At 61.5% G+C, this 23,698-nt stretch carries 23 protein-coding genes; 11 read left to right on the top strand and 12 right to left on the bottom strand.

The features are described 5' to 3' along the window. Positions 1 to 80 precede the first annotated feature (80 nt). A complete protein-coding gene (locus tag HU748_RS17395) occupies positions 81 to 1,202 on the top strand; it encodes a beta-ketoacyl-ACP synthase III (RefSeq protein ID WP_186711840.1) in 1,122 nt (373 codons plus the stop codon). Between the two features lie 216 nt (positions 1,203 to 1,418). Here HU748_RS17395 and HU748_RS17390 read toward each other — a convergent pair whose 3' ends face one another. Then, entirely contained in the window at positions 1,419 to 2,663 is a 1,245-nt protein-coding gene (locus tag HU748_RS17390) for a putative porin (protein ID WP_186666879.1), read from the bottom strand. A 264-nt stretch (positions 2,664 to 2,927) separates the two neighbouring features. Between HU748_RS17390 and HU748_RS17385 the strand changes: the two genes are divergently transcribed. After that, positions 2,928 to 4,055 carry a GNAT family N-acetyltransferase gene (locus HU748_RS17385; RefSeq protein WP_186721236.1) on the top strand — a complete coding sequence of 376 codons (1,128 nt, stop codon included), beginning with the start codon at positions 2,928 to 2,930 and terminating at the stop codon, positions 4,053 to 4,055. 96 nt (positions 4,056 to 4,151) lie between these two features. Here HU748_RS17385 and HU748_RS17380 read toward each other — a convergent pair whose 3' ends face one another. Genes HU748_RS17380 through HU748_RS17365 form a run of 4 tightly spaced genes read right to left on the bottom strand, consistent with a single transcriptional unit; the run spans position 4,152 to position 8,340 of the window. Next, a complete protein-coding gene (locus tag HU748_RS17380; protein ID WP_186721234.1) occupies positions 4,152 to 5,984 on the bottom strand; it encodes an ABC transporter ATP-binding protein in 1,833 nt (610 codons plus the stop codon). 55 nt (positions 5,985 to 6,039) lie between these two features. Continuing rightward, complete coding sequence (locus HU748_RS17375; protein ID WP_186666876.1) at positions 6,040 to 6,597, bottom strand: peptidylprolyl isomerase; 558 nt, start codon at positions 6,595 to 6,597, stop codon at positions 6,040 to 6,042. Continuing rightward, positions 6,591 to 7,403, bottom strand: coding sequence for an alpha/beta fold hydrolase (locus tag HU748_RS17370; protein WP_186666875.1), 813 nt, complete (start codon positions 7,401 to 7,403; stop codon positions 6,591 to 6,593). The genes HU748_RS17375 and HU748_RS17370 overlap by 7 nt, the downstream gene beginning before the upstream one ends. Positions 7,404 to 7,416: 13 nt before the next feature. Next, positions 7,417 to 8,340, bottom strand: coding sequence for a LysR family transcriptional regulator (locus tag HU748_RS17365; protein ID WP_186666874.1), 924 nt, complete (start codon positions 8,338 to 8,340; stop codon positions 7,417 to 7,419). A 49-nt stretch (positions 8,341 to 8,389) separates the two neighbouring features. Between HU748_RS17365 and HU748_RS17360 the strand changes: the two genes are divergently transcribed. Further along, complete coding sequence (locus HU748_RS17360; protein ID WP_054893296.1) at positions 8,390 to 8,704, top strand: hypothetical protein; 315 nt, start codon at positions 8,390 to 8,392, stop codon at positions 8,702 to 8,704. A 110-nt stretch (positions 8,705 to 8,814) separates the two neighbouring features. After that, positions 8,815 to 9,414, top strand: coding sequence for an FMN-dependent NADH-azoreductase (locus HU748_RS17355; RefSeq protein WP_186721233.1), 600 nt, complete (start codon positions 8,815 to 8,817; stop codon positions 9,412 to 9,414). A 99-nt stretch (positions 9,415 to 9,513) separates the two neighbouring features. Here the strand turns inward: HU748_RS17355 and HU748_RS17350 are convergent, their stop codons facing one another. After that, on the bottom strand, positions 9,514 to 10,401 hold the full coding sequence (locus tag HU748_RS17350; RefSeq protein ID WP_186721232.1) for a LysR family transcriptional regulator: 888 nt from the start codon (positions 10,399 to 10,401) through the stop codon (positions 9,514 to 9,516). 234 nt (positions 10,402 to 10,635) lie between these two features. Between HU748_RS17350 and HU748_RS17345 the strand changes: the two genes are divergently transcribed. From HU748_RS17345 to HU748_RS17335, 3 genes are all read left to right on the top strand, one after another. After that, positions 10,636 to 11,685 (top strand): nitronate monooxygenase, encoded by a 1,050-nt coding sequence (locus tag HU748_RS17345; protein WP_186721231.1) that lies wholly within the window; start codon positions 10,636 to 10,638, stop codon positions 11,683 to 11,685. A gap of 265 nt (positions 11,686 to 11,950) precedes the next feature. Next, entirely contained in the window at positions 11,951 to 12,826 is an 876-nt protein-coding gene (locus HU748_RS17340; RefSeq protein WP_186721230.1) for a carboxylate/amino acid/amine transporter, read from the top strand. Positions 12,827 to 12,833: 7 nt separating this feature from the next. Then, complete coding sequence (locus HU748_RS17335; protein WP_186721229.1) at positions 12,834 to 13,769, top strand: AEC family transporter; 936 nt, start codon at positions 12,834 to 12,836, stop codon at positions 13,767 to 13,769. Between the two features lie 73 nt (positions 13,770 to 13,842). Here the strand turns inward: HU748_RS17335 and HU748_RS17330 are convergent, their stop codons facing one another. Both HU748_RS17330 and HU748_RS17325 read right to left on the bottom strand, forming a co-directional pair. Beyond that, the gene (locus HU748_RS17330) at positions 13,843 to 14,322 is read right to left on the bottom strand and encodes a surface-adhesin E family protein (protein WP_186721228.1); all 480 of its coding nucleotides are present in this window, start codon (positions 14,320 to 14,322) and stop codon (positions 13,843 to 13,845) included. After that, positions 14,319 to 14,960 (bottom strand): hypothetical protein, encoded by a 642-nt coding sequence (locus HU748_RS17325; protein WP_238343396.1) that lies wholly within the window; start codon positions 14,958 to 14,960, stop codon positions 14,319 to 14,321. The genes HU748_RS17330 and HU748_RS17325 overlap by 4 nt, the downstream gene beginning before the upstream one ends. A 487-nt stretch (positions 14,961 to 15,447) precedes the next feature. Between HU748_RS17325 and HU748_RS17320 the strand changes: the two genes are divergently transcribed. The 4 genes from HU748_RS17320 to HU748_RS17305 all read left to right on the top strand — a co-directional run bounded on the left by HU748_RS17320 (position 15,448) and on the right by HU748_RS17305 (position 18,689). Further along, on the top strand, positions 15,448 to 15,690 hold the full coding sequence (locus HU748_RS17320; protein WP_186721225.1) for a hypothetical protein: 243 nt from the start codon (positions 15,448 to 15,450) through the stop codon (positions 15,688 to 15,690). A gap of 113 nt (positions 15,691 to 15,803) precedes the next feature. Continuing rightward, positions 15,804 to 16,073, top strand: a complete 270-nt coding sequence (locus HU748_RS17315; RefSeq protein WP_186721224.1) for a DUF3077 domain-containing protein — start codon at positions 15,804 to 15,806, stop codon at positions 16,071 to 16,073. A 1,251-nt stretch (positions 16,074 to 17,324) separates the two neighbouring features. Further along, positions 17,325 to 17,579 carry a hypothetical protein gene (locus HU748_RS17310; RefSeq protein ID WP_186721223.1) on the top strand — a complete coding sequence of 85 codons (255 nt, stop codon included), beginning with the start codon at positions 17,325 to 17,327 and terminating at the stop codon, positions 17,577 to 17,579. 72 nt (positions 17,580 to 17,651) lie between these two features. After that, positions 17,652 to 18,689 carry a reverse transcriptase family protein gene (locus HU748_RS17305; RefSeq protein WP_186721222.1) on the top strand — a complete coding sequence of 346 codons (1,038 nt, stop codon included), beginning with the start codon at positions 17,652 to 17,654 and terminating at the stop codon, positions 18,687 to 18,689. Between the two features lie 77 nt (positions 18,690 to 18,766). Here the strand turns inward: HU748_RS17305 and HU748_RS17300 are convergent, their stop codons facing one another. The 4 genes from HU748_RS17300 to HU748_RS17285 form a co-directional block, all read right to left on the bottom strand. Then, positions 18,767 to 19,216 carry a GNAT family N-acetyltransferase gene (locus HU748_RS17300; protein ID WP_186721221.1) on the bottom strand — a complete coding sequence of 150 codons (450 nt, stop codon included), beginning with the start codon at positions 19,214 to 19,216 and terminating at the stop codon, positions 18,767 to 18,769. 160 nt (positions 19,217 to 19,376) lie between these two features. Continuing rightward, the gene (locus tag HU748_RS17295) at positions 19,377 to 20,630 is read right to left on the bottom strand and encodes an arsenic transporter (protein ID WP_186711085.1); all 1,254 of its coding nucleotides are present in this window, start codon (positions 20,628 to 20,630) and stop codon (positions 19,377 to 19,379) included. Between the two features lie 7 nt (positions 20,631 to 20,637). Next, a complete protein-coding gene (locus HU748_RS17290; RefSeq protein ID WP_065861474.1) occupies positions 20,638 to 21,882 on the bottom strand; it encodes an MFS transporter in 1,245 nt (414 codons plus the stop codon). 423 nt (positions 21,883 to 22,305) lie between these two features. Continuing rightward, positions 22,306 to 23,580: a mechanosensitive ion channel family protein gene (locus HU748_RS17285; RefSeq protein ID WP_186721220.1), complete on the bottom strand. Its 1,275-nt coding sequence runs from the start codon at positions 23,578 to 23,580 to the stop codon at positions 22,306 to 22,308. Between the last annotated feature and the right edge of the window lie 118 nt (positions 23,581 to 23,698).

Here is a 23,698-nt window from a genome sequence, read left to right as displayed (position 1 = left end):
GTTGGCACTAAAGTGCCATTAATCACAGCCCATCCCGGCCAACGCCCGACAGGCGCAGGCCACAGACCAGAGGAACGACCGTGCATAACGTCGTGATCAGCGGCACCGGCCTGTATACCCCGGCCCAGAGCATCTCCAACGAAGAACTGGTGGAATCCTTCAACACCTGGTCGCAACAGTTCAACGCAGACAACGCCGCCGCCATCGAGCGTGGCGAGGTCGAGCCGGCGCCGCTCTCCGACGCGGCGTTCATCGAAAAGGCGTCGGGCATCAAGAGCCGCTTCGTCATGGACAAGGCCGGCATCCTCGACCCGCAGCGCATGAAGCCACGCCTGCCGGAGCGCTCCAACGACGAGTACTCCATTCTTTGCGAAATGGCCGTGGCCGCCGCCCGCCAGGCACTGGAGCGTGCCGGTCGTACCGCTGCCGACGTCGACGGGGTGATCGTCGCCTGTTCCAACCTGCAGCGCGCCTATCCTGCGATTGCCATCGAAGTGCAGCAGGCCTTGGGTATCCAGGGCTTCGGCTTCGACATGAACGTGGCCTGCTCCTCGGCCACCTTCGGCATCCAGAACGCCGCCAACAGCATCCAGCTCGGCCAGGCCCGGGCGATCCTGATGGTCAACCCGGAGATCTGCACCGGGCACCTGAACTTCCGTGACCGCGACAGCCACTTCATCTTTGGTGATGCCGCTACTGCCGTGTTGCTCGAGCGCGCCGACAAGGCCACCTCGAAGCATCAGTTCGACATCGTCAGCACCAAGCTGCTGACCTCGTTCTCCAACAACATCCGCAACAACTTCGGCTTCCTCAATCGTGCGGCGGAGGAGGGTGAAGGCACCCGCGACAAGCTGTTCGTGCAGGAAGGGCGCAAGGTGTTCAAGGAAGTCTGCCCGATGGTCGCCGAGTTGATCGGCAAGCACTTGGCCGAGAACGACCTGCAGCCGTCCGACGTCAAGCGCTTCTGGCTGCACCAGGCCAACCTGAGCATGAACCACCTGATCGTCAAGAAACTGCTGGGGCGTGAGGTGAGCGAGCAGGAGGCACCGGTGATTCTCGACCGTTATGCCAATACCAGTTCGGCCGGCTCGGTGATTGCCTTCCACCTGTACCAGGATGACCTGGCCGAGGGTTCGCTGGCGGTGCTGAGTTCGTTCGGGGCGGGGTATTCGATTGGCAGTGTGATTCTGCGCAAGCGCTGATAACGGCGGCGGCCTTTTCGCGGGCAAGTCGCAGCGGCGAACCGCCGCTCCCACAGATACACCACTGCCCTCAAGCTGTTGTGTACCTGTGGGAGCGGCGGTTCGCCGCTGCGACTTGCCCGCGAAAAGGCCGTTGTATTTTCAGCAGACGAAAAAAAGCGGGAAGCGCCGGATGGGGTCGGCACTTCCCGCTGAGCTACGCAGGGGAGCGTTCTTTTAGAACTTGGCTTCCAGGTCGACCTGCAGAGTGTCGACGTCCGCGTCGGTGTTCGGCAGCTGCGAACGGTCGGTCTTGGCCATCAGGTAAGCCGCGCCGACAGCGAAGTTCTTGTCGATTTCGTAACCGACCTTGAACTTGTGACCACGGTTACCGGTGAAGCCGTTGCCGAAGTCGGAGTCGGTGAAGGCGCTGACCACAGCGTTGCGCTGCACGTCGCGGTAGTTGTAGTCCAGGCTCCAGGCGCCGAGCTTGGTCTTCACACCAGCCAGCCAGGCCTTGTCTTCGCCGTCGGTGCTTTCGGTGTTCTTCACGTACTGACCGTAGGCTGCCAGCGGGATGGCGAAGCCGGTGAAGTCGATCTGACCGAAGCCTTCCACCAGGTTGAATTCGTTGGTGGTGTTGCCGAACTGACGCAGGGCGGCAGATTCCTTGTCGTTGTCGTAGCCGTAGATGCTGCCGCCAACGGTGACCTTGAGGGTGTCAGCCGGTGCGAAGCGGGCACCCAACTGGCCGTGGTACAGCTGGGCGTCGTGCTTGAACTGCACGCCGTCGCCGTCGACGTTGTCCTTGAGGGTGTACTGACCGGCGCTGCCGAACAGCTCGGCGCCGCCCAGGTTGGTCTTGTAGGTAACAGCCACACCTTCCGGGTTCAGGTCACTATCCCAGATGATGTCGCCCATGCTCACCCAAGGCTGCTGCATCTTGCCGCCGATCAGGTGCAGGTTCGGGATGGCGGTCGGGTGCCAGTCGAGGTAGGCCAGGTCGACCCACAGCGATTTCTTCTCGAAGTAGTTGTCCAGACTCTGGTTGGTCGAGCGGCCATCGGCGCTGCTGCCGGTGGCGATACGCACGCCAGCGTCAACCTGCGGGTTGATTTCGCTGTAGAAGCCGACGCGGGCACGGACGCGTTCGCGGTCCTGGTTGCCGCTGCCGCTGCGTGGGTTGTCGACGTTGACGTCTTCGTAACGCAGGCGCACGTCACCCTTGATCTGGGTCTTGGCGGCCCATGCCACTTTCTGTTCGAAGGAGCTCAGGCGTTCGGACTGTGCCTTCTGGTCGGCCTTTTCCTTGGTTTCTTTTGCCAGATCGGCCTGCAGTTCGCTGTACTGCGCCTGGTTGATCGAGCCGTTGGCGCGGAGCATTTCGAGCAGCTTGGCGTCGACTGCAGCACTGGCCGGGGCGCTCAGGGCCAGCATCATGCCGGTGAGGCTAACTCCGGTAAGTGTAGAAACAAGACGCATAAGGTTCTCCCTATTGGAAAAGTGTGGGGAGGCTTGTGTGCGCCCACCCCCAAGTTGGCATGTCTCCGGAAAAGGCCTGACTAGACAGGTTCTCGGCATCCGAAAAACAGGCGCAAGTATTGCGAGGGGGGATTACAGAATAATGTCTATTTAGTGGCACTGCTGTTAAGTAATTACTCACTTGGTTATAAGAACGGTCGTCGTCATTTGAGCGAACCGGCGCCTTTGGCGATACTGGCGACCTGTGTTCAGGGAGCCGAAGTCGTGACCAGCCTCTACAGTCTTGCCCACCTGCGTGACCTTCCGGCACTGTCCTGGGACGCGCTCGTGCCCGCCGGCCAGCCGTTTCTGCGCCATGCCTTCCTCAGCGCGCTGGAGGACAGTGGCAGCGTCAGCCGCCAGACCGGCTGGGCCGCCGAGCACCTGGTGCTGGAGCGTGATGGCGAGGTGCGGGCGTTGCTGCCGGCGTACCGCAAATGGCATTCGTTCGGTGAGTACGTGTTCGACCACGGCTGGGCCGATGCCTGTGAGCGTGCGGGTATCGCCTATTACCCCAAGCTGCTCGGGGCGGTGCCGTTCAGCCCGGTCAGTGGGCCGCGCCTGCTGAGCGCAGACCCTGCCGACGCCCTGCTGTTGCTGCAGGCATTGCCGGAGTACCTGGTCAAGGGTGAACTGTCCGGTGCGCACATCAACTTCACCGACAGCAGCCTGGACGAGCAGATGCTCGGCCAGCCGGGCTGGATGGAGCGCCTGGGCTGCCAGTTCCACTGGCGCAACCGTGGTTATCGGGATTTTCAGGACTTTCTCGACACCCTCAGCTCGCGCAAGCGCAAGCAGATGCGCAAGGAGCGCGAGCAGGTGACCGGACAGGGCATCGACTTCCAGTGGCTGCGCGGCGATGAGCTGGACCAGGCGCGCTGGGATTTCGTCTACCGCTGCTATGCCAACACCTATGCGGTGCGACGACGTGCGCCCTACCTGACCCGTGAGTTCTTCAGCCTGCTGGCCGAGCGCATGCCCGAGGCGCTGCGGGTGGTGGTCGCACGGCAGAACGGCCGCGACGTGGCCATGGCCTTGAGCCTGGTCGGGGGCGACAGTTTCTACGGTCGCTACTGGGGCTGCCTGGACGAATTCGACCGCCTGCATTTCGAGACCTGCTTCTACCAGGGCATGGACTACGCGATTGCCGAGGGGCTGCAGCGGTTCGACGCCGGTGCCCAGGGGGAGCACAAGCTGATCCGCGGGTTCGAGCCGGTGCTGACGCGTTCGTGGCACTACTTGCGCCATGCTGGGCTGCGGCGGGCGGTGGATGAGTTTCTGGCTCAGGAGCGAGACGGGGTGAGGGCGTATGCCGAGCAGGCAAGGGAGATGCTGCCGTATAGGCGGGGTTGAGTGGGGTCTGTGCCGGCACTATCGCGGGGCAAGCCCGCTCCCACAGGTAGCGCGCTGTCCGTCAGTGCAACGCGCTACCTGGCCGGTTAGAACCCCTCAATCCACCCCGACGAACCCGCCGGTCTGGTGATGCCACAACCGCGCATACAGCCCTTGCTGGGCCAGCAGCTCGGCGTGGCTGCCGCTTTCGACGATACGCCCCTTCTCCAGCACTACCAGACGGTCCATCCGGGCGATGGTCGACAGGCGGTGGGCGATGGCGATCACGGTCTTGCCCTGCATCAGGGTTTCCAGGCTCTCCTGGATCGCTGCCTCGACTTCCGAGTCCAGCGCCGAGGTCGCTTCATCCATGATCAGGATCGGCGCATTCTTCAACAGCACGCGGGCAATGGCGATGCGCTGGCGCTGGCCGCCGGAGAGCTTGACCCCGCGCTCGCCTACATGGGCGTCGAAGCCGGTGCGGCCCTGGGCGTCGGACAACTGCGGGATGAACTCGTCGGCCCGGGCGCGGCGCACGGCCTCCCAGACTTCCTCGTCGCTCGCGTCCGGTCGGCCATACAGCAGGTTGTCGCGGATCGAGCGGTGCAGCAGCGAGGTGTCCTGGGTGATCATGCCGATCTGCGCACGCAGGCTGGCCTGGTTGACCTGGGCGATATCCTGGCCATCGATGAGGATGCGCCCGCCCTGCACGTCGTACAGGCGCAGCAGCAGGTTGACGAGCGTGGACTTGCCCGCACCGGACGGGCCGATCAGGCCGATCTTCTCGCCCGGGCGAATATCCAGGTTCAGCCCATCGATGACCTTGCCACCCTTGCCGTAGTGGAAGTCGACATCGTCGAAACGTACGCCGCCACGGCTGACCTTCAATGCCGGGGCATTGGGTGTGTCGGTGACCGAGACCGGCTGGGCAATGGTCTGCAGGCCATCCTGGACCATGCCGATGTTTTCGAAGATGCCATTGACCACCCACATGATCCAGCCGGACATGTTGACGATACGGATCACCAGGCCCGTGGCCAGGGCAATGGCGCCGACGCTGATCAGCGACTGGCTCCAGAGCCACAGGGCAAGGCCGGTGGTGGCGACCACCAGCAGGCCGTTGAGGGTGGTGATCACCACATCCATACTGGTGATGACGCGTGAGGCCAGTTGCGTCTTCTCGGTCTGTTCGCTGATCGCCTCGCGGGCGTACTGCTGTTCGTAGTCCGTGTGGGCGAACAGCTTGAGGGTGGCGATGTTGGTGTAGCCATCGACGATCCGCCCCATCAGTTTGGAACGTGCGTCCGAGGACACCACCGAGCGTTCCTTGACCCGCGGCACGAAGTAGTAGAGCGCGGCGATATAGCCGACGATCCAGACCAGCAGCGGAATCATCAGGCGCCAGTCGGCCTCGGCAAACAGCACCAGCGAGCTGATCGCGTAGATCAGCACGTGCCACAGCGCATCCACCGCCTGCACCGCCGAGTCGCGCAGCGAGTTGCCGGTCTGCATGATGCGCTGGGCGATGCGCCCGGCGAAGTCGCTCTGGAAGAAGTTCAGGCTCTGCTTGAGCACATAGGTGTGGTTCTGCCAGCGGATCAGGCTGGTCATCCCCGGGTTGATGGTCTGGTGCACCAGCAGGTCGTGCAGGCCGAAGAACACCGGCCGCAGCAACAGGACCACCACCAGCATCCAGATCAGCTCGCCGCTGTGCTCACTGAAGAAGTTGACGTTGGGCGTGCCCTGGGCCAGGTCGATGATCCGGCTCAGGTAGCTGAACAAGGCCACCTCGATCAGCGAGGCGATCAGGCCGACCACCAGCAAGGCGAGAAAGCTCGGCCAGACCTGGCGCAAGTAGTACAGGTAGAACGGCCAGACCGTGCTCGGCGGCGCCTCGCTGGGCGCCTCACGGAAGATGTCGATCAGTTGTTCGAAGCGACGGTACAGCATGGAAACTCCTGTTGATCCCGCTCGCGGGCGGCGTCACATCCTGTGAGACCCGCGATCAATCGATACGTTTGGCCGACTTGATGTAGACCGGATCGGCCGGTACATCGCGCATGCCTTTCTTGACGGTGGTGGGGGAGTTGACGATCTGGTCGACCACCTCCATGCCCTTGGTCACCTTGCCGAACACGGCGTAGCCGCGGTCACGACCAGGGTTGAGGAAGTCGTTGTCGGCCACGTTGATGAAGAACTGGCTGGTGGCCGAATTCGGATCCGAGGTGCGGGCCATCGACAGCGTGCCGCGCGTGTTCTGCAGGCCGTTGCTGGCTTCGTTGCGAATTGGATCCTTGGTGCTCTTCTGTACCATCTGGTCGGTGAAGCCGCCGCCCTGGACCATGAAGCCCGGGATCACGCGGTGGAAGATCGTATTGTTATAGAAACCGCTGTCGACGTACTCCAGGAAGTTCTTCGTACTGATGGGGGCTTTTTCGGCGTTCAGTTCGATCTCGACATCGCCGAAGCTGGTAGTCAGCAGCACGTGAGGGGTCTTGTCGGACGCCATGACGCTGGCAGCGAAGGCGAACGAGCAGGCGGTCAGCAGGAGTTTCTTCAGCATGGGCTCAATGATCCTTGAGAGGTGGATGCGGCTGCGAGGAAACGCAGCAGGGTCTGGTTGAAGACCTCGGGTTGGTCCAGGGGCGTAGCGTGCCGCGAATCCTCGATGACCGCCAGTGTCGCATGGGGCATCAGGGCAACGTAGCGCGCTTTCTGTTGTATCGGGGTGTAATCGTGGTCGGCGGCGATCACCAGTGTCGGACACGGGATCTGCCCGATGCGTTCCTGCACACCCCAGTCGACGATGGCGTCGAAGCTCTTGAGGTAAGCGCGCTTGTCGTTGCGCGCCCAGCGCTCGGCCATCTTGCGGCGCAGTTCGCCTTGCTCGGGTTTGGGGAACAGCCGCGCGGCCAGGCCCTGGCCGACCGTCTCGACGCTGAGCAGGCGTGCCAGGCTCCAGCGCTTGGCCCACCAGATCCAGTGTTCGAGGTTGTGGCGCTTGACCTCGGGGGCGCTGTTGACGATGCACAGGCTGCGCAGCCTGTGCGGATGGTCGACGGCAAACTGGAAACCGACCATGCCGCCCATGGACAAGCCCACAAAGTGCACCGGGCCGGTGTCCAGATGGTCGAGCAAGGCCAGCAAGTCTTCGCTGAAGGTCTTGATCTGGTAGCCGTGGCGAGGTTTGGCCGACTGGCCGTGGCCGCGAATGTCCATCAGGATCACCCGATAGTGACGGCTCAGCTCCGGGACCTGCAGCTCCCAGTCCTGGCTGCTCGAACCGAGCCCGTGCAGCAGTACCAGAGGCTCGCCCTGGCCATGTTCCTCATAGTGCAGCAGGCATCCGTCACGTTCGAAACAGGCCATGGGCGCGGTCCTCTCAGGCTTGCGGGGGGGCTGCGAAGGGCACGTCCAGTGGCGCGGTGTCGAAATTGCGCAGCAGCTCGATGAGGATCTGCGTGGCCGGACCCAAGGTCTTTTCCTTGCTCGAGTAAAGGTAGAACAGCGGGTGTCGACTGCCACCCTGATCGAGCGGCAGAGGCTTTAGCAGGCCCTCGCGCAGTTCGCGTTCGATCATGTGCCGGGGCAGCCAGGCAAAGCCCAGGCCGCTGCCGACGAAGGTCGCCGCGGTGCCCAGGCTGCCGACGGTCCAGCGCTGTTCGGCACCCAGCCAGCCGACGTCGCGTGGTTGGCTGCGGCCGGAGTCGCGGATCACCACCTGCAACTGGCTTTCCAGGTCCTGGAACGTGATCTCTCGGCCCAGGCGATGCAGGCTGTGCTCGGGGTGGGCGACGGCGACGAACTCCACCGCGCTCAGCTCGGCGCCCAGGTAGCCGGGAATGTTGAAGCTGCTGATGGCAAGGTCGGCGATGCCTTCGTGCAGTACTTCCTCGACCCCGGACAGCACTTCTTCACGCAGGCGCACACGGCAGCCGCGGCTCTGCGGCATGAACGCGCTCAGTGCGCGCACCAGCCGGGCGCTGGGGTAGGCGGCGTCGACCACCAGGCGCACTTCGGCCTCCCAGCCCTGTTCCATGTGGTGAGCCAGGTCTTCGAGCTGGCTGGCCTGTTTGACCAGGTGCCGCGAGCGACGCAGCAGCACGCTGCCGGCCTCGGTCAGTACCGCCTTGCGCCCGTCGATGCGTAGCAGCGGCACGCCCAGTTGCTCCTGCATGCGCGCCACGGTGTAGCTCACCGAGGACTGCGAGCGATGCAGGGCTTCGGCGGCCTGGGCGAAGCCGCCGTGATCGACCACCGCCTGCAGGGTTCGCCACTGATCCAGGGTCACGCGCGGCGCTTTCATCTTCGGCTCCTGTTGTCCTAAGCTGCGCTCATCATAAGGAGAGCGCGAAATGAAGAAATGGTTTGCGGTACTGCTGACGTCCCTGCCCCTGAGCGCCATGGCCTATCCCATCGATGTGCAGAAGGAGATCGAAGGGGTCAAGCTCGACTACACCGCGTACGACACCGCCTATGACATCGGCAGCATCAGCCTGAACAACTACGGGCAGGTGCCGGCTGCCTGCAAGGTCACCATGCGCAATGGCCCCGAAGCGCCGAGGGTGCGTCGGGTCAATGTGCCGGCCGGCAAGAGCGTGGATGTGACGGCCAAGTTCAACCGGCAGATCATCAAGCTGCGCATCGACCTGAGCTGCAAACCGGAATAAAACCAATTAATCGATAGATTGAACCCACTTTTTACGCTTTTTTATCGATAGGTCAAGTCTTAATCTCACCTCCATCGAATCGCAACCCTATTTGCCGATGGAGGCACCCCATGTCCCGCGTACTGATCATCGAAAGCAGCGCCCGCCAACAGGATTCCGTTTCCCGTCAACTGACCCGTGACTTCATCCAGCAGTGGCAAGCGGCGCATCCTGCCGACGAGATCAAGGTACGCGACCTGGCGGTCAACCCGGTGCCGCACCTGGACGCCAACCTGCTCGGCGGCTGGATGAAGCCTGAAGAGCAGCGCAGCGCGGCTGAAATGGATGCGCTGGCCCGTTCCAACGAGCTGACCGATGAGTTGCTGGCCGCCGATGTGCTGGTGATGGCGGCGCCCATGTACAACTTCGCCATCCCCAGCACACTCAAGGCCTGGCTCGACCATGTGCTGCGTGCCGGCATCACCTTCAAGTACACCCCGACCGGCCCGCAGGGGCTGCTCAACGGCAAGCGTGCGATCGTCCTGACTGCCCGCGGCGGTATCCACGCCGGCGCTGCCAGCGATCACCAGGAACCCTACCTGCGCCAGGTGATGGCCTTCATCGGGATCCACGAGGTGAACTTCATTCACGCCGAGGGCCTGAACATGAGCGGCGACTTCCACGAGAAGGGGCTGAACCAGGCCAAGGCGAAGCTCGCCGCAGTGGCTTGAGGCGCGAGGCGTCCACGAATTCCCAACCCTGACACCTGTTGCTCCTTTGGGTGTATGTGCCCGGTCATGCGAATGGCCGGGCTTTTTTTTGCGCCAGGCTCAGTGCAGGTCCGCCGCGTCCCTGCGCTGCTGCGCCAGCTCCATGAAGGCGCTCATCGCCGAGGTCGGCAACGAATCCTGGCGACGGATGAACACCGTGGACACGCGGGAGAATTCCGCGGGTAGTTCATGGCAGCGAATCGCATGGCGCACGCTGCAGTTCTGCGTCACCGACCTGGGCAACAGAGTCACGCCCATTCCGGCCGAGACGCAGGTAAGGATGCCATCCAGGCTGCCCATTTCCATCATCTGGTTGGGCACCAGGCCCATCCGATAGAACCAGTTCTCCAGCGTCGATCGGTAGAAGCAGCCGCTGCGAAACACCAGCACTGTCTGCGAGGGCATTCGCGCCATCAAGGTGTCGAGCGAATCGAACTGGTCGCTGCTGACCAGCACCAGTTCCTCGCTGAACACCTCTTGCTGGGCAAGCATCGGATTCTGGTGAAACCCTCCGACGAAAGCGCCATCGATCCGGTGGGACTCGATGGCCTTGATCAGTTCGGCAGTGGTGCCGGTGAGCAACGACAGTTGCACATCGGGATGCTGCTCGCGGTAGCGGGTGAGGATCTTCGGCAGGCGAATGGCGGCAGTGGTCTCCATCGAGCCCAGGCGCAGCGGGCCGTTGGGTACACCGGTATCGAGCAGGGCGCTGCGGCTTTCTTCGGTCAGTTGCAGGATGCGCCGGGCATACCCGAGAAACGTCTCGCCCGCGACCGTGAGCACGACGCCGGATTTTCTGCGGATGAACAGCTCGCGCTTGAGTTCCGCCTCGAGCTCCTTGATGCGCATGGTCACGTTGGACTGCACGGTGTTGATCCTGACCGCAGCCGCGGTGAAACTGCCCAGCTCGGCCACGGCGCAGAAGATCTTCAACTGGCGCATTTCCATGGGGTCTACCTATCACTGATGATGATTGATGGGGTGTTTATGCATCATTTCATGATCGGTTTTCCAGTGGCTTGGAGGCGACCGGGCCAGACTGCTGGTTCACGATCAGTGATGGAATTCATCATTTATCATCATTTGTGAAAATTCATGGGTGCGCTTAAGGTCAACTCTGGGCTCGCTCCCCGCCAACGGACATGCGCACCCGCCATGAGCAACCCATGATGAGCAACCTCCATGACCACTGACATCCAGGCTTTGCTGAACGTACGTTTCCCCATCATCCAGGCGCCCATGGCGGGCGTTTCTACGCCAGCGCTGGCGGCGGCGGTATCGAATGCGGGTGGTTTGGGGTCGATCGCGATCGGCGCGAGCTCGGTCGAGCAGGCTCGCCAGTACATACGCGAAACCTTCGCGCTGACCCAACAACCGTTCAACGTCAATCTGTTCTGCCACCGCCCGGCGCTGCGAGATGACGTGCGCGAGGACGCCTGGCTGCAGGCGCTCGAAGCGCGCTTTGCCGAGTTCCAGGCCCAGCCGCCGAAGGGCCTGCGGGAAATCTATCGCTCGTTCGTCGAAGACCCCGAGATGCTGCAGATGCTGCTGGAAGAAAAACCGGCAGTGGTGAGTTTTCATTTTGGCCTGCCGCCGCAGTCGTTCATCGAGGCGCTGAAGGCGGCCGGTATCGTGCTACTGGCCTGCGTGACCTGCGTGGACGAGGCGCTGCAAGTGCAGCAAGCAGGGGTCGATGCACTGATCGCCCAGGGTTACGAGGCGGGTGGTCATCGCGGGATATTCGATCCTGAGCATGACGACGAATCGAGCACGCTGGAGTTGGTGCGCCTGTTGGCCGAGCAGGTTCGACTGCCGATCATCGCAGCTGGCGGAATCATGGATGGCACAGACATCGCCAAGGTGTTCGCGCAGGGCGCCTGTGCGGCGCAGTTGGGTACAGCGTTCTTGCTGTGCCCGGAATCGTCGGCCAACGCGGCCTACCGTGAGGCGCTGAGCGGGCCACGGGCGCGGCAGACGCAGATCACCAGCGCAATTTCCGGACGGCCTGCGCGGGGTATGGTCAACCGGGCGTTCGAGGTGAAGAGTGCTGCGGGCGTGCCGGATTATCCCCGCGCCTACGATGCCAACAAGGCACTCAATAGCGTGGCGACTGCCCAGGGCTGCAGCGACTTCGCCGCACAATGGGCCGGTACCGGCGCCCACCGGGCGCGCGCCCTGCCGGCCGCGCAGCTGGTCGAGGTGCTGATGGCCGAGTTCGACGCGCAGCGCTGACAGGCAAGATTTGTGGGCGGTTCGGCGCTCCGACTTGCCCGCGAAAAGGGCGCCGCGGTGGATGGCACCGGCTTCGCCGGTGTTCGCGGGCAAGCCCGCTCCTACAAAAGCGGTGGCACTCATGGATGTGAGTTGTGGGAGCGGGCTTGTCCCGCGATCACCGGCACAGCCGGTGCCATCCACCGCCGCATCTTCATCCTCCTCCCGGTTGCCCAGACCACCCCCTACCCGCTAAGGTCGCCGCCTTGATCCACGAGAGGCAACCATGGGCTACCTGATTATCGTCGCGCTGATCCAGGCGTTTTCCTTCAGCCTGATCGGCGAATACCTGGCCGGCCATGTCGACAGCTATTTCGCCGTGCTGGCGCGGGTGCTGCTGGCAGGGCTGCTGTTCCTGCCGCTGACCCTCTGGCGCCAGGTCGAGCCGCGCTTCATGCGCTCGATGGTGCTGATCGGCGCGCTGCAGTACGGCATCACCTATGTCTGCCTGTACCTGAGCTTTCGCGTGCTCACCGTGCCTGAAGTGCTGCTGTTCACCATCCTCACCCCGCTGCACGTCACCCTCATCGAAGATGCACTGAACCGCCGCTTCAACCCTTGGGCGCTGCTTGCGGCGCTGGTCGCGGTGGCCGGCGCAGCGGTGATCCGCTTCGACAGCATCAGCGGCGAGTTCTTCATGGGCTTCCTGCTCCTGCAACTGGCCAACTTCACCTACGCCGCCGGGCAGGTCCTGTACCGCCACCTGATCGCCCGCCACCCCAGCGACCTGCCGCACTACAAGCGCTTTGGCTACTTCTACCTGGGCGCGCTGATCGTCGTGCTGCCGGCCTTCCTGCTGTTCGGCAACGCCCAGCACCTGCCGAGCACCGACGTGCAATGGCTGGTGCTGTTGTTCCTCGGCCTGTGCCCGACCGCACTGGGGTTGTATTGGTGGAACAAGGGCGCCTGTCTGGTTTCCGGCGGCACCCTGGCGGTGATGAACAACCTGCATGTGCCGGTGGGCCTGCTGCTCAACCTGCTGATCTGGAACCAGCACGAGCCGTTGGGGCGGTTGTTCATCGGCGGTGCGGTGATCCTCGCCTCGGTGTGGCTGAGCCGGCTGGGCGACCGTCGCACCCCCGCGCTGGCCGGTAAGGCCTGAGGCGCGCATGCATACCATCCTGGTCATCGTCGCGCCGATCTTCGCCCTGATCCTGGTCGGCTACCTGTGCCGCAAGACTGGCAAGCTCGGCGAGCAGGCCGCCGCCGAAATCAATCGCATGGTGGTCTGGCTGTGTCTGCCGGCGCTGCTGTTCAAGGTGACCGCCACCGCGACCTGGAGCGAAATCTGGCATCCCGGCTTCATTGTCGCCTTCGGTGCTGGCGCCCTTGCAATGTTCTTCATCACTCTCGCTTGGCGCCTGTTCAGCGGCCACAGCCTGGTGGCTTCGAGCATCGATGGCCTGAGCGCAGGCTATGCCAACACCGGCTACATCGGCATCCCGCTGTGCCTGTTGCTGTTTGGCCAGCCGGGGCTGCAACCGGCGCTGATCTCGTCGCTGATCGTGGTCTGCCTGGTGTTCGCGATTTCCCTGACCCTGATCGAGATCGGCCTGCAGGAAGAACGCCAGATCGGCCGTGCTGTAATGCTGGTGGGCAATGCGCTGGCGAAGAACCCGCTGGTGATTTCGCCACTGGCCGGCGCCGCCTGGGCCATGTCCGGCCTGGGCCTGGCGGAGCCTGTGATGCATTTTCTCGACATGCTCGCCCTGGCCACCACGCCTTGCGCGCTGGTGTCGCTGGGCGCATTCCTGGCGCAGAAACGCAGCGGCGCGCAGGCCAGCCCCTGGCCGCTGGTGGGGCTCAAGCTGGTCGGGCAACCGGCGCTGACCTGGGTGCTGGCCTTCAAGGTGTTCAGTCTGCCGACCATGTGGGCGACCTCGGCGGTGCTGCTGGCGGCGCTGCCGACCGGGACCGGGCCATTTATGTTGGCTGAGTACTACAACCGTGAGGCGGGGCTCATTTCGCGCACCATCCTGCTGTCTACGGTGGCTTCGCTGCTGACCCTGACCGGGCTCATGTACCTGCTGGGTGTGGCGGGCTGACAGACATGAAGAAGGCGCCCCTCGGGGCGCCTTGTATTGCCGCGTACACCAGGCTGCTCACGTATCGGCCCAGTTACTGCGCCTTACCCGCTCGCAGATGCGTCGCATCGATCTTGCATACCGAATCGCGCAGATTCCCGATCAGCGACTGCCGCTGCAACGGCTTCCACTGCGCAATATCGTTCTTGCGCGCCACTTCCTGCCCTTGGGCAAAGGGCAGAGAGAAATACACCCGGCCGAACTGCGCCGTTTGGTCCTGCTCGCAGTTGATCACCCGGACCACCTGCGAACTTCGGATCTCTGGCGACTTATCGCCGGAGGCGGCGGGTCCGAGGTAATTGTTGATCAGGTAGAACTGACGCAACTGCGGATTGCCCTGGTACAGCGCGACGGAACGGGCGTCGAAGTAGGTTGCCAGTTCCGCGTCCTCCAGCAGTTTGAACATGCCGGCAGGTGGCTTGACTGGCGCTTCGGCCATGGCCTTGTGCGGTGCAGCGCCGTGGGCGCAGCCGCCCAGCAGCAATACCGCGGCCAGGTATGTGAGGCGTTTCATCGTGTGGCCCCTTGCGCGATGTCCGGACGTTCCTGCTGCAACAAACGTTCATCTACGCTGCCCTGCAACGAGCAGAGCAGGCGGGTCTTGCCGTCCTCAACGCTGAGCATCAGGAGCTTCTCCGCAGAACCCGCTGCCGGGGCGATGCCCGAGGCCGCCGCAGGGTTGTCCTGCCAGGGGGAATTGGCATCCGCTTTGATCTGCGGCCTGGAAATGAAGTACTCGCCGGCTTCCTGCCATTGCGCACGCGGCAACTTGGCCATGACCTGCTCGCGACTGGCATCGATTTCGAAGCCCCAGAAGTAGTAGGTGCCTTGCTCGCCGAGGTCCATGACCCGGTCGTAGTAGCTGGTCAGGCGCAGGCCCTGGTCGTCGACAGCGGGGCTGAAGTGCTGGAACGCGGTGTCGAAGTCGCGGCGATCCTGCACTGGCAGCCAGGCCAGGCCGCGCTGATCATTGCGGGCCAGCTTGACGGTCTTACCCAGATCGGCGCGCTGGGAATACAGCTGCTTGAAGAAAGACGGCTCACACGAGACCAGGCTTTCGCTGAGGCTGCTGGCCAGTGCATTAGCGGAGCACAGGCCGAGGAACAGGGGGAGTAGTGCTTTGCTGCAGGAGAGAGTTAAAAGGCGACGCATGTCCATTGCCTGGAGATTCCTGGTGGGGGGAAGACGCGATCTTAATGGCGTCAGGAGGTTTGTTACAAATTGGTAAGACAGGGATTCAGTGGGTGATCCGCATCGTAAGTCGATTGACAGCGGGGGAATGTGGGGGGGCGGTGTTTGGCTGAGGCTTTGGGCTTCTTCAAGAGCGTGTTTGATTGTTCGAAATTCAGAAAATGCGTCTTTCGTGTAGTCCATTTCCCAAAGATACTCCTACCGCCTTTTTTCCGTTGCGGCCCCCTGGGCAGCGCTCTAGTCTCGGCGCGTCGTTGCACATCAACGACACAGCTTTGACAGGCTGTGATGGTACATGGCTTGCAGCTTCCCTTTATGGCGGCTGTACGTGCGGGCACGCTTGCGTGCGCCGGAACTTGCTATGTCCGCCGGTCTGTCAACCCACGTACAGCTGCCACCCTTCTGTTTGACAGTAGGCAGGTGACCGCATCTTTGAAAGGACGTAGTCATGCTGAAAGTTGTTCCCGACCCACCTCACAACAATCACTCCCTCGAAGACACCATCATCCAAGCCACCGAGTACGCACTCTGCGCACAACCCGTGGCTCATCAAGCGGTCCTCCTCCAACCTAAGTCACCCGTCTCGCTCCTGATAATGGCTGCCATTCATGAAATGGAAGCGCTGAGGATTTTGCTGGAGTCGGCTTTGATACAGATTCAGATGCCGGCAGAGCCGCAGACGGCTCACTGAGTTGAATGGGATGTGGCGGGGCTGGCCTCTTCGCAGGCAAGTCGGAGCGCCGAACCGCCACTTTCACAACAGAGTTGTTCAGCGAGCATCGAGGTTTTCAGGGAGATGAAGAGATGGATAGAAACGACACCACACTGAACACCACCGTCGGCAAAACACGGTTCTACCAAGGCAAGGGCCTGACCCAGCCGCTGTTTTGCATCGAGCCGGGCATCCCCTGCGAGCGTGCGCGTGAGCAGGCATCGGAGTTGATGGGGTATGTGCGTGACATGACCTTGAGTGGGGTGATGGATGAGAACCCACAGCTGGTCTGGGCTTCGTATTACCTGAGTGCATTGGCCAAGGCATTGATGGACGATGCGGAGCTTGGGATGCGTCGGTAAAGGCGGGTGTACCGGACCTGGAGTTGAGTGGGTTGTGGGGGCGGCGGTTCGCCGCTGCGACTGGTCCCGCGATGGCAGCATCGCGGTGGCTGGCACCGGCTATGCCGGTGATCGCGGGGCAAGCCCGCTTCTACAGGGCCTGCGCATGATGTGGGGGATTTAGAGAGTCTATGGTCAACAAAGATTGGCTTGGAGGCGAGCGATCGCTTTGGATGGGTAGCTGCTGTTTTTCGACCCAAAGCAGTCGTAATGCAGCTTCCGAGTTACGGCTTGAACGGATCGATCCAGCCAGGTTGAACTCTTGCCTCGTATTCTTGGCGTACGTAGTCGCGCGGCTCTGTGCATTCCATTTCCACCTCGTAGCGCCTATTGCATACCCAGGCTCTGTATGAAAAACCTTGATACTCGGTGATGTTGCGTTGAAAACAGCCTCGGAATGCTCATTTACAACCCGTAAACTCCGCTTCCTCGGCTGTTTTTGCCTTGCCTGACCTTCGTCTCAAGGCTTTTCATACAGACCCTAGCAGTCCCCGCCGGTATTACCTGTTAGCGCATCTTCCGGATTGTCGAGTAGGCGTGCGCAGATCGTGAAGTATTGCGGGTTTTTGCTGGTTGTCATAATGCTCATCCAACACATTCCGTTTTAGCCTCTCGCGTGCAACCGAGGCAGCAATCGGCCAATAGTAGTCATCAAGTGTCTACCAAAGCTGGGGCGATTCACTCACCGCTATGATCTTGAACTTGACGCGACCAAGGGCCTGGAGTTCTAGGCGCTGAGAGTGATGATTTTTTGACTTTTCTGCTGCCAGAATATTGGCTGGTGCTTCCTATGTTTTTGATCACAAATTAAGCTTGCAGTCGCTTCGCTTGTTTTGGTAAATATGTACTTGCTGGATGTGACCATCCAGGTGCTCTTTAAATATGACTTGAATTCGGGCTTGCAGTTGTTGACTGGGAAACTGGTCGCCTTGGTGTTCTCCTCGGCTATCTTCGCGGCACATGTTGTTGCCGCTGCCCTCAAACCCTGGTGCGTAGCGCCTAACGGTAATCCCAAGACTCATCCCAGTGGTGAATCTTAAGGTGTCCCAAGGTGTTGCATTACGGCGGAGCGAAGGTGGTGGTATAGCGGCGGACGGCTTATCAAGGAATTGATAAGCAGAACTGTGGTTTGTAGTTGCATCTTCAGCGTTCCTTTCGGCCCGGAATGCTTGGCGGCGGGGCAAATTCGGCCTGTCGTTGGGAACCTAAGTCATGCGTAATTTAAAGAAACTGGCGCGCCGCAAGGCTCGTCAATCCATGCACAACAATGAAGATGCACGCGTCATCAACACGGTCTCACCCGAACCAGTGAAGCCAGGGCGACTAGCTGAGATCAAGGCCAAAGCGCGAGCAGCGGCCAAGCACATCAGGCGAATCCCTTACTATTGCTGGTTGTGGGAAAAGGCTTGTGAAGCTGTGGATTATTTCAGCACTGTGATACTGCCGTACGTTGAGAACATCCTATGACGCAACAAACCACATCATTCGAATTTTCAGAGGTTTGTTCATCCGGACAGGCCTCTATTCGGAACCTTGCACATGGACGCTCTGCATTATCCACATAGCCCAATTTATAGCGTTAGCGCTTTGGCCCGAGCGTTGGGTGAACCTACGGAGCGTCTGATCGCGCTCGCCAAGAGAGGCTCCCGCCTTTACCGGTATGTCCCCCAAACCAAAAAAGATGGGAAGACGCCGCGTCATACCTACGATGCTCACGAGCCTCTGAAGACCATCCAGCGCAAAATTGTCGATCGAATCCTCAGCAAGATTTCCTATCCATGCTATCTGCAAGGAGGGATCAAGGATGTTCACGCTCCCAGAAGCATCTACGCGAATGCCCGCGTTCACGCAGGATCAAAATCTATCATCCTGCAGGACATTGCCGATTTTTTCCCGTCTATCACCGTGGCGCATGTACGCCAGGTTTTTTCGAAGTTACTTGGCTTTTCTGATGAGGTTTCCGAACTATTAGCCGACTTGGTTACCCGAGAGGGTCAGGTTCCACAGGGTGCAAGCACTAGCAGTTACCTCGCCAACCTTGTCTTTTGGGACATCGAACCGGCCTTGGCCGAACGCTTTAATGCTAAAGGCCTCAGGTATTCCCGCTTTGCTGATGACATCACGGTGTCCAGTAAGACTGACATGCCACAAGAGGTAGCTACTTTAGTCATCGGCTCCGTGACATGGATGCTGGGCCAGAAAGGGTGCCGGCCCAAACGGAGCAAACTTCATGTGCGGAAACGCGGCCAGGCCCTAATCTCGGGTGACAAAGTGGATGCGGTGACAATCACTGGCTTGGTTGTTGATGGCTCTTCACCTAGTCTGCCCAAGAAGGAACGAATGGCCATCCGCACCGCGGTCAAGCAGTTAGAAGACAGCGCTCGCGACTGGGTCGGTGGTCCCCCGCTGGAGATGCAGAAGGACATTCAGCGCTTGATGGGACGTATAGGACGCCTCATCGCTTGCGGTCATCCTGAAGGGCTGCGGCTCAAGGCACGTGTACGATTGGTCACGAGACGTGGGCCGCCGCTGGAACAGCACACACAAATCGCCGGGAATATAGAAGTACATAGCTGACGCGGCTGCCCACGCAGCGGGCCAGTGAGATCACTGATTTGTTGCCGCATAAGTGGGGTAAATAGTCTGGGCTAATCCTACAGCCGCTTCTCCATAACGATGGTGCGCTCCGCCCCATGAAACTCGTCGCGGATTTTTTGATAACCCAATGCGGCATAAAATCTTTCAGCTGTAATCGACGATGGCACACGTACAGCTCCAACTCCTGCGCTGGCAGCAGTTGTATGAATGACATCCATCAGATGCCGCCCGATACCGCCTTTTTGGTGAGCCGGGTCAACGAAAACACTTCTGACCACATCACCGTCGAGACCGGCAGTGCCAATAATGTTTTCGCCCAACAAGGCTACGAAGACCTTACGCTTCTTAAGCTGTGTGGTGATGGCTTCAGGGGAAAAGCTTTGCTCAACCTGAGCGATCACATCAGGCGGATAGTCCTGTGAATTTGACTCACGCAGGGCGGCAATAACTACGCGGCTTATCGCTACTGCATCTCTGCTCGTGGCAGGACGAACGTGACATTCCATGCTGAGACCTCAACACTAAAGGACTAAAGCTTAGCGCATCGCGATGTGCCTTCCCCAGACGCTTACGGTGCGGGTAAAGCAGTATATCTCCAGCGGCACACCCACGGCGCTGGTCTGCATCTGGCGAACCATGCAGGACTGGGAGCACGTACGCACTGACTCACACCCAAAGCGCCAGCAGTGCTGCTGCAAGTGCAGGCGGCATCACCAGCACCCCTAGACGCAAAAAGTTCCAGGCGCTGACATGCGCCCCTTCGCGACGGATCGCCACCAACCACAAAAGGGTGGCCAGTGATCCGGTAATCGACAGGTTCGGCCCCAGGTCGACGCCGATCAGCAGCGCAGCGGTCACCTGCTGCGGCAGGGCCACCAGCGACCCCATGGACCCGGCTATCAGTCCAGTCGGCAAGTTGTTCATCAGGTTGCTGGCGATGGCCACGCCCACGCCTCCCACCCAACTGGCCCTGATCGTCGAGTCTGCGGCCAGAGCAGCCAGCCCCTGGGCAAGCTGCACTATCAGGCCGGTCTGGGCGACAGCTTCGACCAGTATGAACAAGCCCGCCACCAACGGCAGCACACCCCACGCCACATGGCGTAGCACCGGCATCGGGCTACGCCGCTGGCGTAAGTGGATCAGTGCTGTGGTTGCCACGCCGGCACAGAAGGTCGGCAGGCCTAGTGCCCGGTCCAGCGCTGAGGCCCCCAGCAGCAGAATTGCCGTGAGCACGATGCCCACTGCGCATAGACGGGCACCCAGAGACAGTGGCTGGTTATCCACATTCAGGGTCAGCGGTTGGCGGATCTGCCGGCGTTGGGTCAGGCGCAGCACCAGATAGGTCACAGCGATTGCCGCAAGCGATGGCAAGCTGAACTGCCTCAGCCACTCCAGTAGCGGGGGCATCTGGCTGCCGAAGACTACCAGGTTGGCCGGGTTGGAAATCGGCAGCACGAAACTGGCGGCGTTGGCGATGAAGGCGCAGATCAACAGGTAGGGCAAAGGCTCGGCCTTGGCAGCCTTGCACGCCGCATACACCGCGGGAGTCAACACCACCGCCGTTGCATCGTTGGACAGGAACACGGTGACCAGCGTACCCACCAGAAATACCAGGTCGAACAGTCTTTGCCCCGAACCTCGGGCGTGGCGGACCGCGTAGCGGGCCAGCCAGTCGAACAGCCCCTCCTGGCGTGCAAGCTCGGCCAGTACCATCATGCCGATCAGGAAGAGGTACACGTCGCCGCCTTCGGCCACTGCCGCCAGAGCGCTGCGCGGTGTGATCAGGCCCAGGCCTGTCAGTAGCAGCGCACCGCCCATGGCCCAGACGTATTCCGGGATCCGCCATGGGCGCAGGATGACACCGCAGGTTGCCAGAGCGGCTACCGTCCAGATGATCGAGGCATTTTCGCTGTAAGGCATGAGGCGTCTAGTTTCCGGCAGGGGTAGGCAGGGGCGATGGTGCGACGCGCGGGTGAGTCTCCGGCAGCGCCATCAGCACTATTGCGAAGGCGACCGCGGCAATGCCGGCCAAGGTCAGGAATGCCGCATCGTAGCCGGCTGCTTGAACAACCAGCCCGGCAATCCCAGGGCTGAGCGCAGCGCCCAGTCCGAACACCGCCGTCAGCGCGCCAAGGCTGAAATTGAAGCGCCCGGTGCCTTCGGTCAAGTCCTTGATCACGATCGGGAACAATGCTCCGAAGATGCCTGCGCCGATTCCATCGAGCAATTGCACGCCAACCAGCCAGAAGGGATTGTCGGACGCAACGTACAGGGCTCCGCGTAGCGGTAGGATGAAAAAGCCGGCCAGAAGGAACGGCCTGCGCCCCCAGGTCTCGGCCTTTGCCCCCACGAGCAGCGCCATCGGCACCATCACCAACTGCGCTGCGACGATGCAGGCGGATGTGAGTGGCGTGGCCAAGCGCAGGTCGACTTGCGATAGCTTCTGGCTCACCAGCGGCAGCATCGCCGCGTTGGCCAAGTGGAATAAAGCGCAGCACACAGCGAATACCAAGAGCGTGCGGTTGTGCAGGAGGACCCTGAACCTGGCAAGGTTTTCAGCACAACCCGGACCATGGACAAGGCCGCGAGCCACCTGGTGGTCGATGGCGGCTGCTGGCACACGCCACATCGCCACAATGCTGGCTACGGTCATGACCGCCATGAGATAGAACACCACCACCGGGCCGAACAGATACGCCAAGCCACCGGCCAGCAATGCTGAGCAGGCATTGCCCGCATGGTTGAACGTCTCGTTGCGACCCACCCTTCGCGTAAAGGCCTTGGGGCCTGTGATGCCCAGCGAGATGGCGGCAATCGCCGGAGCGAACAGCGAGCCTGCTATGGCACCGATCGTCTGGGTCAAGGCCACCCCGGCGAACGACGAAATCCACGGCAGCAGCAGGCAGCTGCCGGTCACCAGCACGGCGGCGGTCACGACCACCGCGTGTTTGGCTGTCGTGCGGTCAATCAAGGCTCCCGCTGGAGTTTGCGCCACCAGTGCAGCAATGCCTGCCAGGCTCATCACCAGGCCAATGCTCGCCGGCTGCCACTGGTGCACGGCAAGTAGGTAGATGGCGAGGTAGGGGCCGAGTCCGTCACGCACGTCAGCCAGGAAGAAGTTCAGCCAGTCAAGGGCACGGTCGTGCGAAGCGGCGCAGCTTGAGTGTTCCATGGACGCAGTCTCTAAAAACAAGGGGGAGCGCGATGGGCAGTTACTGGACGCGCGCAGGGCTGATAAAGCAGCCGTCTGATGCCCATCAGTCCAAAGCACTTTCTGCACTGTAGGCCAGCGCGCCCCTATCTGTACGCGGCTCTGTCGTTGACATAGGACTTGCTCAAATGGTTCGGCACACGATCGCTCAGCATGCAGATTATTTGCGGTTTAAATGGGCAACCGATAAGTGCGGCTACGCGTTGCGCAAGCGAAGTACTGGCAGGGAGGCGCGAGTTGCTATGCGGCTTTTAGGTGGAAACCCAAGAGTTTGAGCTTCCATTGGTTATCGGATACGGCTTTTCATTGCAGAGGGCCGCTTTGCGGCCCTTTCGCGGGGCAATTCGGGGCGCCGAACCGCCGCATCCACAGGGGGAGCGCTTTTTAGGCCTCGCTCATCCGCTCGACCCGCGCCGCCAGCCCTGAGCGCATATCGCTACCACTAGGCTGCTGATACAAACTCAACCCAAACTCCGGCAACACCGCCAGCAGGTAATCGAAGATATCCCCCTGGATCCTCTCGTACTCGCCCCACACCGTGGTGCGGGTAAAGCAGTAGATCTCCAGCGGCACACCTTCGGCGCCGGTCTCCATCTGGCGAACCATGCAGGTCATGTCCGGATGCACCCCGGGGTGGTTCTGCAGGTAGGCGAGGGCGAAGGCGCGGAAGGTGCCGATGTTGGTCAGCTTGCGGCGGTTGGCCGAGAGTTCGGCGACCAGGCCCTGGGCCTCGTTCCAGTCGTGCAGCTCCTTGCGCTTGGTCGCCAGGTAGTCGCCGAGCAGGCGCACGCCGCCCAGGCGTTGTTCCTCTTCCTGAGTGAGAAAACGCACGCCTGTGGCGTCGATGAACAGGCTGCGCTTGATGCGCCGCCCGCCGGACTGCTGCATGCCGCGGTAGTTGCGGAACGACTCGCTCATCAGGCGCCAGGTGGGGACGGAGACGATGGTCTTGTCGAAGTTCTGCACCTTGACCGTGTGCAGGGTGATGTCGATCACATCGCCATCGGCGCCGACCTGGGGCATCTCGATCCAGTCGCCAACGTGCAGCATGTCGTTGCTGGTCAACTGCACGCTGGCAACGAACGACAGCAACGTATCCTTGTACACCAACAGCAGCACCGCCGACATTGCACCCAGGCCCGACAGCAGCAACAGCGGCGAGCGGTCGATCAGGGTGGCGACGATGACGATGGCACTGAACACCCACAGCGCCATCTTCGCCAGTTGCACATAGCCCTTGATCGAGCGGGTGCGTGCGTGTTCGGTGCGGGCGTAGATGTCCAGCAGGGCGTCGAGCAGGCACGACACCGCCAGGGTCATGAACAGCAGGGTGAAGGCCAGCGCAAGGTTGCCCAGGAAATGCTGCGCGGTATCGGACAACTCCGGCACCAGGCGCAGGCCGAACTGCACCACCAGTGACGGCGTGGTCTGCGCCAGGCGCTGCAGTACCTTGTTGTCGCGCAGGTCATCGAGCCACCGGAGCGTGGGCTGACGGGCCAGCAGACGGCTGACGTGCACCACCAGCAGGCGTGCCAGGCGGCCTACCAGCAGCGATACCAGCAACAGCACGCCAAGGCCGAGGGCCGCGTGCAGCAGTGGATGTTGGTCGAGAACGCCCCAGAGGTCGAGGGTGTCGTGCCAGAGTCGTTGGATGTCCATGGGATAAGGCCGATATTCACAGTAAACGAAGCGCAGTCGATGCGCGGAAGTCGCTGATGGTGCCAAAAGAAACTCGGCTCTGGCCACGGAAAACGTTACCCTATGCAACCGAATTGTC

It is taken from the genome of Pseudomonas sp. RW3S2 (genome assembly GCF_014268955.1).
GTDB classification, from domain to species: domain Bacteria; phylum Pseudomonadota; class Gammaproteobacteria; order Pseudomonadales; family Pseudomonadaceae; genus Aquipseudomonas; species Aquipseudomonas wayambapalatensis.
The sequence above is the reverse complement of the archived record's forward strand: the minus strand, read 5'-3'. Positions and strand labels throughout refer to the sequence as shown.

What these genes read in the sequence shown, in the direction of transcription:
- HU748_RS17390 (WP_186666879.1), bottom strand. Translation starts at nt 2,663, where the DNA reads ATGCGTCTTGTTTCTACACTTACCGGAGTTAGCCTCACCGGCATGATG.
- HU748_RS17380 (WP_186721234.1), bottom strand. Translation starts at nt 5,984, where the DNA reads ATGCTGTACCGTCGCTTCGAACAACTGATCGACATCTTCCGTGAGGCG.
- HU748_RS17375 (WP_186666876.1), bottom strand. Translation starts at nt 6,597, where the DNA reads ATGCTGAAGAAACTCCTGCTGACCGCCTGCTCGTTCGCCTTCGCTGCC.
- HU748_RS17370 (WP_186666875.1), bottom strand. Translation starts at nt 7,403, where the DNA reads ATGGCCTGTTTCGAACGTGACGGATGCCTGCTGCACTATGAGGAACAT.
- HU748_RS17365 (WP_186666874.1), bottom strand. Translation starts at nt 8,340, where the DNA reads ATGAAAGCGCCGCGCGTGACCCTGGATCAGTGGCGAACCCTGCAGGCG.
- HU748_RS17360 (WP_054893296.1), top strand. Translation starts at nt 8,390, where the DNA reads ATGAAGAAATGGTTTGCGGTACTGCTGACGTCCCTGCCCCTGAGCGCC.
- HU748_RS17355 (WP_186721233.1), top strand. Translation starts at nt 8,815, where the DNA reads ATGTCCCGCGTACTGATCATCGAAAGCAGCGCCCGCCAACAGGATTCC.
- HU748_RS17350 (WP_186721232.1), bottom strand. Translation starts at nt 10,401, where the DNA reads ATGGAAATGCGCCAGTTGAAGATCTTCTGCGCCGTGGCCGAGCTGGGC.
- HU748_RS17345 (WP_186721231.1), top strand. Translation starts at nt 10,636, where the DNA reads ATGACCACTGACATCCAGGCTTTGCTGAACGTACGTTTCCCCATCATC.
- HU748_RS17340 (WP_186721230.1), top strand. Translation starts at nt 11,951, where the DNA reads ATGGGCTACCTGATTATCGTCGCGCTGATCCAGGCGTTTTCCTTCAGC.
- HU748_RS17335 (WP_186721229.1), top strand. Translation starts at nt 12,834, where the DNA reads ATGCATACCATCCTGGTCATCGTCGCGCCGATCTTCGCCCTGATCCTG.
- HU748_RS17330 (WP_186721228.1), bottom strand. Translation starts at nt 14,322, where the DNA reads ATGAAACGCCTCACATACCTGGCCGCGGTATTGCTGCTGGGCGGCTGC.
- HU748_RS17325 (WP_238343396.1), bottom strand. Translation starts at nt 14,960, where the DNA reads ATGCGTCGCCTTTTAACTCTCTCCTGCAGCAAAGCACTACTCCCCCTG.
- HU748_RS17320 (WP_186721225.1), top strand. Translation starts at nt 15,448, where the DNA reads ATGCTGAAAGTTGTTCCCGACCCACCTCACAACAATCACTCCCTCGAA.
- HU748_RS17315 (WP_186721224.1), top strand. Translation starts at nt 15,804, where the DNA reads ATGGATAGAAACGACACCACACTGAACACCACCGTCGGCAAAACACGG.
- HU748_RS17310 (WP_186721223.1), top strand. Translation starts at nt 17,325, where the DNA reads ATGCGTAATTTAAAGAAACTGGCGCGCCGCAAGGCTCGTCAATCCATG.
- HU748_RS17305 (WP_186721222.1), top strand. Translation starts at nt 17,652, where the DNA reads ATGGACGCTCTGCATTATCCACATAGCCCAATTTATAGCGTTAGCGCT.
- HU748_RS17300 (WP_186721221.1), bottom strand. Translation starts at nt 19,216, where the DNA reads ATGGAATGTCACGTTCGTCCTGCCACGAGCAGAGATGCAGTAGCGATA.
- HU748_RS17295 (WP_186711085.1), bottom strand. Translation starts at nt 20,630, where the DNA reads ATGCCTTACAGCGAAAATGCCTCGATCATCTGGACGGTAGCCGCTCTG.
- HU748_RS17290 (WP_065861474.1), bottom strand. Translation starts at nt 21,882, where the DNA reads ATGGAACACTCAAGCTGCGCCGCTTCGCACGACCGTGCCCTTGACTGG.
- HU748_RS17285 (WP_186721220.1), bottom strand. Translation starts at nt 23,580, where the DNA reads ATGGACATCCAACGACTCTGGCACGACACCCTCGACCTCTGGGGCGTT.